The sequence below is a fragment of the Undibacterium sp. 5I2 genome (genome assembly GCF_035019605.1).
GTDB lineage: Bacteria > Pseudomonadota > Gammaproteobacteria > Burkholderiales > Burkholderiaceae_D > Undibacterium.
This window is the reverse complement of sequence record NZ_JASJVS010000001.1, coordinates 191,660-204,145: the sequence shown is the minus strand read 5'-3', so window position 1 is coordinate 204,145 and position 12,486 is coordinate 191,660. Positions and strand designations below refer to the sequence as shown.

Below are 12,486 nucleotides of genomic sequence, written 5' to 3'. Positions count from 1 at the left end.
CGCTGAAAACGACACTGGGTTCCCGCTAAAAGCATGCGGGAATGACGAGGCTGCGGCATGCGGGAATGACGAGGTATGCGGTGTTTCAGGTTTAAAAAACGTCCATCAGGCTTTTGCGACAGCCTCTTCAGGGCGGGGAGGATGTCAAATTCGTAGCGAGCATTTTTTCGACGAAAAAAAACGCCATGCTGTGTGAGGCAGCATGGCGTGATCTCAGCACAGCGCGTTTCAGGCCGCTGCCGATGAGGCTTTCATACAGTGTGGGCAGGATTTGCCGGCGATATACCAAGGCGACAATTGTTCGCGTGGAGTGACCACGGCACGACAGGCGTAACATTGCTTGGTATCGGTCGCTTCAAGTTGCGGATTGAGGGCAGTGCGGTAATCGAACACGAAACAGTCGCCATGATAATGGGCCCCGCCGACTTCTTCAAAATACTTGAGAATCCCACCTTCGAGCTGATACACGCTGTCGTAACCGATGTTTTGCATGTGAATGGCGGCCTTTTCGCAACGTATGCCACCGGTGCAGAAAGTGACCACGGTTTTATCGTTGAGCGCTTCACGGTTAGCCTCGATCACGGCGGGGAATTCAGTGAATTTGCTGATGCGGTAATCGATGGTATTGTCGAAACTGCCGACATCGACTTCGAAATCATTGCGCGTATCGACCATCACCACGGCACGACCCTGATCATCATGACCTTGATCAAGCCAGCGTTTGAGGGTAGGCGCAGTAACAAATGGCGCGCGTCCTTCTTCCGGCTTAATCAGCGGCATGCGCATGGTGATGATTTCGGCCTTGATTTTTACCAGCAACTTGGTAAACGGCTGGCGCTCGGAAAAACTTTCCTTGGCCACGATATCGGCGAAACGCACATCGCTGCGCAACCAATCCATGTAGGCATCGATTTCATGGCGCAAACCGGCCAAGAACATATTGATGCCTTCGGGCGTGAGCAAGATCGTACCCTTGAGATTGAGCTCGCTGCACTTAGCCAGAAAGGCTGGGCGTCGCTCGGCCGTATCGTCGAAGCTGATGAATTTGTAAGCAGAAATATTAACGTAAGGAGTAGCGCGAGAGAGAGTTGCTGCCGGCATAATAAAGAATTCAGTAAGTCATTGATTTACCTGCATTATAGTAGAAAATCGGCTGATAATGCCGGGTTTCTGCTCAGGCAGCGCCGTCGCGTGCGGCTGGCAGCAGCATGTCAATATGGGCGATGTCATCTTCCAGATACGTGGCCGAGACGGTTTCAAAGCCGAAGCTGGCGTAAAATTTTTCCAAATAGGCTTGCGCACCGATGCGTATCGCCGTGCCCGGATGCGCTGCATGGAGCGCGGCGATACCGCGGCCGAGCAAGTCCTTACCGATTCCGCTGCCGCGCCATGCCGCGCTGCTCAGCACCCGACCCAGCGAGACTTCGGCAAAACTGCGCCCGGCCGGCACCAGACGCAGATAGGCCGCGACCTGCTCGCCATCCCAGGCAATCAGATGGCGGCAATGCGGATCTTTACCGTCGATATCTTGATAAGGACAATTCTGTTCGAGGATGAACACGGCGCAGCGCGCCGCATAAATGTGATGCCACTGCAAGGCGGTGAGGGCATCGAAGTCGGCCAATTGCCAGCGTAATTGTGTGAGATCAGACATAGCAGGTTTACATTTGTTTAAAGAGGTGGGCGTAGATCCGGCTGACCGGCAGTTTTTCTGTACTTTCACGCAGCAGCAGGGTGATTTTTCCCGCTTCATCTTTGTGCGCACTGTGGATGTGCAAGCTGTTGACCACGGTGCTGCGATGGATTTGCCAAAAAATCCCGCCATCCAATTGTGGCAGTAATTCGCGCAGACTGCTGCGTATCAAGGACGAGTGTTCACGCGTGACGACATTGATATATTTATCGGTGGCTTCGAAATACAGCACATCGGCCACCCGTATCATGCGTATCGTGTTACCGACGGCGGCACGAATTACTTGCAGTCGTTCTGGCGCCGGCATGCTGGGCGCAGCGGGCACCAGATCGCGCAATTGCGCTAGCACGCGCGCGAGTTCGCCGTCGTGTTGTGGCTGCACTGCTGCGCGCGCTTGCAAACGCAGCTTGAGACGTTCGACCGTTTGCTGCAGTCGTGTCGCATTGACCGGTTTGAGTACATAGTCGACTGCTGCCTGGTCAAAGGCTGGCACGGCAAATTCATCATAGGCCGTGACAAATACCAGCAGCGGAAAAGCGCTGTCCAGAGGCCATTCTTCGAGCAAGTCGCGCACCACCTCGAGGCCACTGCGGCCCGGCATTTTGATATCGAGGAATAGCATATCCGGGCGCAGTAACAAGGCTTGTTCTACCGCGGCGTTACCATTATCGACGATGCTGCACAACTGACATTGTGGCCATAATTGCGCTAACAAGAGTTGCAGCATTTGTGACAGGATAGGCTCATCTTCAGCCAGCAGGGCGCGTGGTGGATTCATGGGGCGGTCAGGGCAAAAGGAAGACGCAGTTCGGCGCAGACGCCGGTCGGCAGCGCGGGCGTGAGCGTGAGGGTGGCAGCCGCGCCGTACAAGACCTGCAGCCGTCGGCGGATATTGTCATTGCCGACGTGCTGCCGCGACTCATCGACGACGGCGCTCAAACCCAGTCCGCCATCTTGCACGCGCAAACACAAACACGCGTCGTCGCTGCTGGCGCTGACATGCACATGGCCGCCGCTGATGCTCGGTTCGAGGCCATGTTTGATCGCATTTTCCACCAGTGGTTGCAGCAACATCGGTGCAATGCGATGCCCGCGCAGTGCCGCTGGCAAATCGAGCGTGAAACTGAGGCGCTGACCCATGCGGATAGCCAGCAGCTCAAGGTAGGCGGTGATGAGGCCAAATTCCTGTTCCAAGCTGCTCTGCTCGGCGCGCGAAGCAGACAGAGTCATGCGCAGGTAAATGATCAGTTGTTCCAGCATATGCTGGGCGCGCGCCGGATCGAGCATGATCAAGCCCTGCAGATTGGCCAAGGTATTGAACAGCATATGCGGCTCTATCTGCGCCTGTAGCATTTGCAATTGCGCTTGGATCGCTTGCTTTTCGATCGCCGCTGCATGTGCCGCCAGCTCCGCCATTTTGCTCTTGTTCCAAAACGACCACGAGGCCAGCAGGCTGGCCAGTGAAGTCACGGCGATGAAACTGCTGGCCACATTCCATTGTAAGGCCAAGACATGCGGCAGCGGGTACGAGAACAGCGTAGCCGCTATCAGTGTGCCGAGCACGAACGAGACCGGCGCGATCAAACAGCAGAGCGCATAGAAAGTCAGGCTATTCGGCGTGCGGCCGCGCCAAATCAGCTTTTTCAAACCGGTGATGAGGGTATAAGCGCACAAGCCTATGCAATTCGAAAATATCCAATTTTCGAAAAAACTGCCACCGGCATGCATGACATACGTGACCAGCACGCCACAGATTAAATTGATCAGCAACAGGCGTGGCAGATCGCTGATCACATACTGCAGCGTCGGGCTGAAGCTTTGTCGATAAGTCGCGACCAAGGAGGCCAACAGTGAGGGCTGCACGGGGGGAGGTGATGTCATTTGAGCTGACCGCTAAGGGCCGAGGATAAACAGATGGCGTCCATCCTGCCACACTGCGCTGCACTTGTCCGCAGCGCTGCGACGAAAGCAGGTGTCGATGGTGCCGAAGCAGAAATTCTTGGCGTGAGTAACATTCAGATAATCTGCCGATCGCGCAGCGCCTGCAACTGCGCAGCATCATAACCGAGCAGCTTGGCCAGCACCGCGTCGGTATCTTGGCCGAGCAGCGGCGGCGCAGCCTTGTACTGCACCGGTGTGCGCGAGAGTTTCATCGGACTGGCAAGCAGCGGCACCGTGCCGGCACTGGCATGCGGCAGGCTCAGTTGCATTTCTCTGGCTTGCACTTGCGGATCGGCGAACACTTCATCGAGCCGGTTGATCGGGCCGCACGGTACTCCGGCCGCTTCCAATAAGCTCAGCCATTCCTGTTTGCTTTTTTGTTTCATCATAGCCGCCAGCAGCGGCACCAAGACCTCGCGTTGGCGCACCCGCTCCGGGTTGCTGAGAAAGCGCGCATCCTCGGCCAACTCCGGGCAGCCACCGGCACGCACGAACTGCCGAAATTGGCCGTCATTACCGGCGGCAACGATGATGTGACTATCGGAACTGGCGAAGCTTTGATACGGCACGATATTCGGATGGGCATTCCCCCAACGGACTGGCGCGGTGTCGCTGCACAGATAATTGCTACCCATATTAGCCAACATCGCCACTTGCACATCGAGCAGCGCCATATCGATGTATTGACCTTCGCCGCTGCGGTCGCGATGGCTGAGCGCGGCCAGCACGGCGATGGTGGCGTACATGCCGGTCATCAGATCGGTGATGGCGATGCCGGCTTTCTGCGGGCCGCCGCCGGGCAGGGCATCGCGTTCGCCGGTCAGCGACATGAAGCCGCCCATGCCTTGCACGATAAAATCATATCCGGCGCGATGGGCATACGGACCGGTTTGGCCGAAGCCTGTGATCGAACAATAAATCAGATCCGGCTTGATCAGTTTGAGTGCAGCATAATCGAGGCCATATTTGGCGAGCTGACCGACCTTATAATTTTCCAGCACGACGTCGCACTGCGCGACCAAGTCGCGGATGATTTGCTGTCCCTCGGGTGTGGCCAGATCGACCGTGATCGCTTGCTTGCCGCGATTGGCCGCCAGATAATACGCCGCTTCGCTGCTGTCCTGGCCGTTTGCATCTTGCAGATACGGCGGGCCCCAACTGCGGGTATCGTCGCCGACACCGGGGCGTTCTACCTTGATCACCTCGGCCCCGAGATCAGCCAAATTCTGGCTGCACCAAGGCCCCGCCAGCACGCGCGTGAGGTCGAGCACGCGTAAATGTCCGAGCGCGCTGGCCATTGCGGCCGGTGCTGACGCGTTTTCTTGCGGGTCTGTGGCCATCTTGGATTATCCTATCGGTTCTATGTTTATTTATCAGGACGGCAATATGTGGCCCTATCCCAAAGTTCTTGCCCATCGCGGCGGCGGCCGACTGGCACCGGAAAACACCATCGCGGCCTTGGCCTGCGGTTTGTCGCATGGTTTTGCTGCAGTCGAATTTGATGTCATGTTATCAAAGGACAGCGTACCTGTGCTCATGCATGACCCGGATTTCGGCAGAACTATCGCCGGAATAGGTAATGTTGCAACAACCGCAGTAGCTGATTTACAGGAAATGGATGCCGGTGCCTGGTTTTCCGCCGAATTCGCCGGTGAGCGCGTGCCGACCTATGCCGAGGCCATGGCATATTGCCGTCGCCACGGTATTTGGATGAATGTCGAAATCAAACCGGTGCCGGGCTACGAAACGCTTACCGGCGGCATCGTCGCCGCCATGAGCGCGGCCTGTTTTGCCGATGTCGCCAGCGAACGGGTAGAGCAATTGCCCTTATTATCCTCGTTTTCCATCGCTGCCTTACACGCGGCTCGGCTGGCCGCACCGGCGCTGCCGCGCGCCTGGTTATGCGACCGTATCGAAGCGGACTGGCAACGCCAGTTGGCCGAGCTCGGTGCTGTTGCACTGCATACCAACGAAGCCTTTCTGACGCCGGAACTGGCGCGCGCGGTCAAACACAGCGGTGCTGCTTTATTTTGTTACACCGTCAACAGCCCGACGCGCGCACGCGAACTGCTGAGCTGGGGCGTCGATGGATTTTGTACCGACCGCATCGACCTCATTGCGGCCGATTTTAAGTAAGGGCGCGTGATAGTCGGCGTTTTTTTGCAAAATATCGTCGATGTTGTAAAAAAGATTAAATTTACTTCCACCGTTTGCAGCACTGCGCTTTGCGTCTGGCCGGAAGAATTTATACCGTATAATCGAAATTCAACCTATTTCAGCTCCAACTTATTACCCTATGAACTCGTCCGAAATCCGCGATAAATTCCTCAGTTTTTTTGAATCCAAGGGCCATACGCGCGTGCGTTCGTCCAGCCTGATACCGGGCAATGACCCGACCCTGTTGTTTACCAATTCGGGCATGGTGCAATTCAAAGATGTCTTCCTCGGTCAAGATCAGCGCGCCTATAACCGCGCTACCACGGCACAGCGCTGCGTGCGCGCCGGCGGTAAGCATAATGATTTGGAAAACGTCGGTTATACGGCACGTCATCATACTTTCTTTGAAATGCTCGGCAATTTCTCGTTTGGTGCTTACTTCAAAACCGAGGCCATCCACTCGGCCTGGGAATTGCTGACCACCGTCTATGGTTTGCCAAAAGATAAATTAACCGTTACCGTGTATCAAGAAGATGACGAAGCCTATGCCATTTGGAAAGATGAAATCGGCGTACCGGCCGAGCGCATCATCCGCATCGGTGACAATAAGGGCGCGCGCTACGCGTCTGATAATTTCTGGCAAATGGCGGAAACCGGCCCCTGTGGTCCGTGTACCGAAATTTTCTATGATCATGGCGCCGATATTTGGGGCGGCCCACCGGGCTCGGCCGAAGAAGATGGCGACCGCTTCATCGAAATTTGGAATTTGGTGTTCATGCAGTTTAATAAAGATGAGCACGGCGTGCTGCATCCTTTACCGAAACCCTGCGTCGATACCGGCATGGGTCTGGAACGTTTGTCGGCAGTACTGCAGCATGTACACTCGAATTATGAAATCGACACCTTCCAAAATCTGATCAAGGCAGCCGCGCGCGAAACCGGCTGTACCGATTTGGAAAACAATTCCCTGCGCGTGATCGCCGATCATATTCGCTGCGCCAGCTTCCTGATTGTCGATGGCATTATTCCCGGCAACGAAGGGCGCGGCTATGTTTTGCGTCGGATTACCCGCCGCGCGCTGCGCCATGGTCACAAACTCGGCCAGAGCCAGCCATTCTTTTACAAACTCGTGGCCGATCTGGTCAAGGAAATGGGTGGCGCTTATCCGGAACTGGCCGCGGCCGGCGAACGCGTCGCGCAAGTGCTCAAGCAAGAAGAAGAACGTTTCGGTGAAACCCTCGAACACGGCATGAAAATCCTCGAAGCGGCGCTGGCCAAAGACAGTAGCCACCTCGATGGCGATACCGCCTTCACGCTCTACGACACCTATGGTTTTCCGCTCGATCTGACCGCCGATATCTGTCGCGAACGCCATGTTACCCTCGATGAAGCCGGCTTCACCGCGGCCATGGACCGACAAAAACAAACCGCGCGCGCCGCCGGTAAATTTAAAATGGCAGCAGCGATTGACTACAGCGGTGAAAAAACCCGCTTCGTCGGTTACGAACACTTGCAACAAGAAGCCAAAGTCGTCGCCCTCTACGTCGATGGCAGCGCCGTTCAAGCGATCACGGTCGGTCAATTGGCCATTGTGGTACTCGATACCACACCGTTTTACGCCGAATCGGGCGGGCAGTGCGGCGATTGCGGCACGCTGGTGGTGGCCGACGGCAGTCTGTTTGCCGTCAGTGATACGCTCAAAGTACAGGCCGATGTGTTCGGCCATCACGGTGTGCTGCAAAACGGCAGCCTGCAACTGGGGCAAAGCATCAACGCCAGCGTTGCCTTGGATGTGCGCGCTCAGATCATGCGCAATCACTCCGCCACCCACTTGATGCACAAAGCCTTGCGCGAAGTCTTGGGCAGCCATGTCGCACAAAAAGGTTCCTTGGTCGACGTCGAAAAAACTCGTTTCGATTTCAGCCACAATGCGCCGCTCTCGAGCGAAGAAATTCGCAGCGTCGAAACCCTGGTCAATCGCGAAATTCTCGCCAACAGCGCCACCCGTGCACAATCGATGGCCTATGATGACGCCGTCAAACACGGTGCCATGGCTTTGTTCGGTGAAAAATATGGCGATGAAGTGCGGGTGCTCGACATCGGCAGTTCGCGCGAATTGTGCGGCGGTACCCACGTCGTTCGTACTGGTGATATCGGCCTGTTCAAAATTGTCGCCGAAGGCGGTGTCGCAGCCGGTATCCGTCGGGTCGAAGCCGTTACCGGTGAAGTCGCCCTCACGCTGGTACAAAACCTCAGTACGCGCCTCAACCAAGCCGCCGCCGCCTTGAAAGCGCCGGCCGAAGAATTAATCCCGCGTATCACCCAGGTACAAGACCACGTCAAAGCCTTGGAAAAAGAATTGGCTGGTTTGAAGTCGAAACTGGCCAGTAATCAAGGTGACGAATTGCTCTCCCAAGCCCTAGATATTCAGGGCATACAGGTGTTGGCCGTCACGCTTGAGGGTGCCGACCTGACAGCGCTGCGTGAAACCATGGATAAGCTCAAAGACAAGCTGAAAACCGCAGCCATTGTGTTAGCGGCTGTCAATGAAGGAAAAGTGACTTTGATCGCCGGCGTCACGGCCGACAGTACCGCCAGAATCAAGGCGGGCGATCTGGTGAACTTCGTTGCGCAACAAGTAGGCGGCAAAGGCGGTGGCCGTCCTGATATGGCGCAGGCCGGCGGTACCGATGCGAGCGGCTTGGCCAAAGCGCTGGCAGCTGTGCCTGAGTGGATCAACGCGCGCTTATGATACATATCCGTCGTGCGGAACTCTCTGATGCGGCCCAGATTCAACGGGTCTATGCCAGCAGCGGTACCTATGCCGCTACCTTGCAATTGCCGCATCCTTCTGTCGATCTATGGCAGGAGCGTTTGCGCCAAGTCAGCCGTGATGACACCTTACTCGTCGCTATTTACGACGGCGTGATTGTCGCCACGGCCGGCCTGCACATCGAGACGACGCCACGACGTTCGCATGTCGCCACCCTGAGCCTGGGCGTGGCTGATTCGTTTACTGGACGCGGCGTCGGCACCGCTTTGCTGACCGAGTTACTGAGCCTGTCTGATAACTGGCTCAATTTGTTGCGCATAGAATTGATGGTCTTTTGTGATAGTGCGGCGGCCGTACATCTGTACAAGAAATTCGGTTTCGATATCGAAGGCACGCATCGTGGTGCCAGCTTACGCAATGGCTTGTTTGCCGATAGTTATTCGATGGCGCGACTGCACCCGCATCAACCAACGATGCCGGTGCGTCAATCATGACGGCCTTGCGCTATTGCCCAGTTTGTGCCGTCGCACTGGTGCCGCGTGGCGATGCGCATGACCCCAGCTTGACGCGACTGACATGTCCAGAGGCCCACTGGACTCATTGGGATAATCCTGTGCCCGTCGTGGCAGCGGTGCTGGAAGTGGCTGGTCACATTCTGTTGGCGCGCAATGCGGCTTGGACGGAAAATAAATTCGCCCTCATTGCCGGGTTCATGGAACGCGGTGAAACACCAGAGCAAGCGGTAATGCGCGAAGTGAAAGAGGAAACCAATCTCGATGCGCAAGCCGTCAAGCTGATCGGCGTGTATGAATTTGCTCAAAAGAATGAAGTCATTTTGGCCTATCATGTGGTGGCAAGCGGTGAAATCAGTTTGTCCGAGGAATTGCTTGAATACCGGCTGATTGCACCGGCTAAATTACGCCCTTGGAACACCGGCACCGGTTATGCGCTGGCTGACTGGATGCGCGGACAGGGCTTGGTGCCAAATTTTATTGATTGGCAGCAAAACATTTTGCCTTGATAGCAGCGATTTGCCACATTTTAGTGCGCTTTAATTGTGCAAAGAATAAGCTAATGTTGTAAGTGTGTTGCATTGCACCATGCGAATGAAAATTCCGGTAGAATTAGTGCATAGAGTAAACTTGGTCTGGCCTGATCGTATCGGGCGATTTATTTATCGTGCACTGTGCCCAGATGCACAAGGAAAGATAATGCAATTCAATAAAGAACTGGACGCGCGCGGACTCAACTGCCCACTGCCGATCTTGAAAACAAAAAAAGCCTTAGCTGATATGATTACCGGCGAAGTGCTGCATGTATTGGCAACCGACCCCGGTTCAGTGCGTGACTTCAAAGCGTTTTCCAAACAAACCGGCAACGAATTGTTGTCGCATCAGGAAAGCAGCAATGAATTCGAATACTATATCAAACGCAAGTGACGAGCTTGTGACACATCAAGCTCTGAGCGACCGGCCTTAGCCTTCGCTCGCTGGTGGCAATCCCAAGAGGCTCGATACCGTGTGTATCGGGCTTTTTTATTACAAAGAAAATGCAACTCCAGCTTTGCAATGAGGCGCAGCAGGGCCTAAGAGCCCTATTGTAAGCTTCGTTTATGACCGCTGTATAACGTCCCTAGCTTTGCTGTAAAAACACGACAGACACACAGTATTTTTCACCGTCAGACCTTAAATATTTCTCTCATTCAAGCCTTTTGCTTGATAATCCCCCTCTCATTTTCGTCAATAAAATCAAATTGACTGGCAGTAGCTCGGCAAAGACAAGCCGGGCAAGGTGATTTCAAATTCGGAGAAATACATGAAATGTAAACGCAAACAAGCAATTGCTTTGGTCATCAGCGCCACGCTGTGTATGGCCGCTTACGCCGCGGACAAGCCGCATAATGTCATCTTATTCGTGCCCGATGGCTTGCGCGCCCAAATGGTCAGCGCCGCAACAGCACCGAACATGGCGGCCTTGCGCGATGCCGGCGTCACTTTCAATAACAGCCATTCCTTATTTCCGACCTTTACCACCGCCAATGCCTCCGCCATGGCGACCGGCCATCATCTGGGTGACACCGGTGATTTCAGTAATACTATTTACACCGGCTACCCGGTTCCGGGGGCAGGCTTTTCCGTGACCCCATTCTTGGAAAGTGATCCGGTACTCGGTGATGTCGACGAACATTTTGCCGGCGACTACCTCAATGCCGACACACTGTTGAAAGCGGCCCGTAAGGCTGGCTTCAACACGGCAAGCGTTGGCAAATTAGGACCGGTGCTGATTTTTGATCACACCGAACGAACCGGGCAACAAAGTGTCATCGTCGACGACTCCACCGGCACGCCGAATGGCATTCCCTTGGCCCCTTGGATGCTTGAAGCGCTGCGCACTTCAGGCATCGCCAGCGTGGCACCGACGCGCGGCGAAAACGGTAAATCTGGCAATGCCACGACCGCCGGTACCTTGGCTGCCAATGTCACGCAACAACAGTGGTTTGCCGATTTATTCAATAAAGTAGTTTTGAGCAAATTCAAGCAAGACGATAAGCCATTCATTGCTGTATTTTGGTCCCGCGATCCCGATGGCAGTCAGCATAATCAAGGCGACAGTTTGAATCAATTGGTGCCGGGAATTAATGGTCCGACCTCGCTGGCCGCGATCAAAAATGCCGATGATAATTTACGCCAAATCCGTGAAACCTTGGTCGCCTTAGGGCTCGATCAAACTACTGATATTGTGGTGTCGGCCGATCACGGATTTTCTACCATTTCCAAGCAAAGCGCGACCAGTCCATCAGCCAAGCTGCACTACGCTGACGTGCCAGTCGGATTTATCCCACCAGGATTTTTAGCCAAAGACTTGGCGCATTTACTCGACCTGCCTTTGGCCGATCCCGATCAAAAAAATGCGCCGATTCTGCCAGATGCCCATCCTAAGTTTGCCAACGGCGTATTAGGTAAAGATCCTGCTAACCCGCTCGTCGTCGTGGCCGGCAATGGCGGCTCTGACCTGATTTATTTACCAGCGAAAGCGAGCAAAGCAGAGGCCCATGCCCTGGCTGGTAAAGTCATCGCTGCCTTGCTGACGCAAGATTATGTCAGTGGCTTATTTGTCGATAGCCGTTTGGGGAAATTTCCCGGCACCCTGACTCTGAGCGATATTAACTTGCAAGGGACTGCGGTCACACCGATGCCGGCCATCGTCGTCAACTTCAAATCTTTCTCCACCGGTTGCGCCCAGCCTTACACCTGTGCAGTTGAAATTTCCGATACCGGTTTGCAGCAAGGGCAGGGCATGCATGGCAGTTTCAGTCGTGCCGATACCTTTAATTTTACTGCCGCTTATGGCCCTGATTTCAAACAAAAATTTCTTGATACCGCACCAGTGAGTAATGCCGATATCGGTAAGACCATTGCGGCTATTTTGAAACTCAGCATACCTGATCAAGGTAAGTTGCTTGGTCGCGTGATGAGCGAAGCAATGACCGATGGCAAGATGCCGAAAGTAATCAAAGCATCGATTAAATCTGCCCCGACAAAAACCGGCTTGCGCACTATTCTTAACTATCAACAAGTCGGCACCACAAGGTATTTCGATGCTGCCGGTTTTCCTGGTCGTACTGTCGGTCTCGATGCTGATCCAGCGGTGCAATAAGCAAGGAAATTGCTCTGCGTTTCGGCAGGGAAAACCAGTCTCACCTTCGATTGCTTGATCACGGATGCGCTGAAAACGTCATTTTCCATACATTGGAAATGGCGTTTTTTTTATGCCTCAATTCGGCAAAAATTCCCGCATTTTTTTTAACTAAGCTTGTGAATTTTTTTTTGAAAAAGCACTTTGTAATGACATAAGCCAGTCATATTGCGCAGTTATCTTAGCGCCTCAGGGTAAATATTTTATTTAAAAAAAATCAGGAATA

At 54.3% G+C, this 12,486-nt stretch carries 12 protein-coding genes; 7 read left to right on the top strand and 5 right to left on the bottom strand.

Features of this window, described 5'->3' with window-relative positions; genetic code table 11:
* Positions 1-196, top strand: a 196-nt coding sequence (locus tag QN359_RS00945; RefSeq protein ID WP_323493549.1) for a hypothetical protein, incomplete at its 5' end; no start/stop codon positions are given.
* 32 nt (positions 197-228) lie between these two features.
* Here the strand turns inward: QN359_RS00945 and QN359_RS00940 are convergent.
* From QN359_RS00940 to QN359_RS00920, 5 genes are all read right to left on the bottom strand, one after another.
* Complete coding sequence (locus QN359_RS00940) at positions 229-1,101, bottom strand: sulfurtransferase (RefSeq protein WP_322249389.1); 873 nt, start codon at positions 1,099-1,101, stop codon at positions 229-231.
* A 73-nt stretch (positions 1,102-1,174) separates the two neighbouring features.
* Positions 1,175-1,654 (bottom strand): GNAT family N-acetyltransferase, encoded by a 480-nt coding sequence (locus QN359_RS00935; RefSeq protein ID WP_322249388.1) that lies wholly within the window; start codon positions 1,652-1,654, stop codon positions 1,175-1,177.
* 7 nt (positions 1,655-1,661) lie between these two features.
* Positions 1,662-2,471, bottom strand: a complete 810-nt coding sequence (locus QN359_RS00930; RefSeq protein ID WP_322249387.1) for a LytTR family DNA-binding domain-containing protein — start codon at positions 2,469-2,471, stop codon at positions 1,662-1,664.
* Positions 2,468-3,574: a sensor histidine kinase gene (locus QN359_RS00925; RefSeq protein ID WP_322249386.1), complete on the bottom strand. Its 1,107-nt coding sequence runs from the start codon at positions 3,572-3,574 to the stop codon at positions 2,468-2,470. The genes QN359_RS00930 and QN359_RS00925 overlap by 4 nt, the downstream gene beginning before the upstream one ends.
* Before the next feature lie 134 nt (positions 3,575-3,708).
* Positions 3,709-4,932 (bottom strand): CaiB/BaiF CoA-transferase family protein, encoded by a 1,224-nt coding sequence (locus QN359_RS00920; protein ID WP_322251017.1) that lies wholly within the window; start codon positions 4,930-4,932, stop codon positions 3,709-3,711.
* Positions 4,933-5,020: 88 nt separating this feature from the next.
* On the opposite strand from QN359_RS00920, the gene ugpQ reads away from it, so the two are divergent.
* The 6 genes from ugpQ to QN359_RS00890 all read left to right on the top strand — a co-directional run bounded on the left by ugpQ (position 5,021) and on the right by QN359_RS00890 (position 12,221).
* On the top strand, positions 5,021-5,770 hold the full coding sequence (gene ugpQ, locus QN359_RS00915) for a glycerophosphodiester phosphodiesterase (protein ID WP_322249385.1): 750 nt from the start codon (positions 5,021-5,023) through the stop codon (positions 5,768-5,770).
* Positions 5,771-5,930: 160 nt separating this feature from the next.
* Positions 5,931-8,543, top strand: coding sequence for an alanine--tRNA ligase (gene alaS / locus QN359_RS00910; RefSeq protein WP_322249383.1), 2,613 nt, complete (start codon positions 5,931-5,933; stop codon positions 8,541-8,543).
* The gene (locus QN359_RS00905; RefSeq protein ID WP_322249382.1) at positions 8,540-9,058 is read left to right on the top strand and encodes a GNAT family N-acetyltransferase; all 519 of its coding nucleotides are present in this window, start codon (positions 8,540-8,542) and stop codon (positions 9,056-9,058) included. Before alaS ends, QN359_RS00905 begins: the two co-directional genes overlap by 4 nt.
* A complete protein-coding gene (locus tag QN359_RS00900) occupies positions 9,055-9,585 on the top strand; it encodes an NUDIX domain-containing protein (protein ID WP_322249381.1) in 531 nt (176 codons plus the stop codon). Before QN359_RS00905 ends, QN359_RS00900 begins: the two co-directional genes overlap by 4 nt.
* Before the next feature lie 190 nt (positions 9,586-9,775).
* On the top strand, positions 9,776-10,003 hold the full coding sequence (locus QN359_RS00895) for a sulfurtransferase TusA family protein (protein WP_322249380.1): 228 nt from the start codon (positions 9,776-9,778) through the stop codon (positions 10,001-10,003).
* A gap of 376 nt (positions 10,004-10,379) precedes the next feature.
* Positions 10,380-12,221, top strand: a complete 1,842-nt coding sequence (locus QN359_RS00890; RefSeq protein ID WP_322249379.1) for an alkaline phosphatase family protein — start codon at positions 10,380-10,382, stop codon at positions 12,219-12,221.
* Positions 12,222-12,486: the final 265 nt, after the last annotated feature.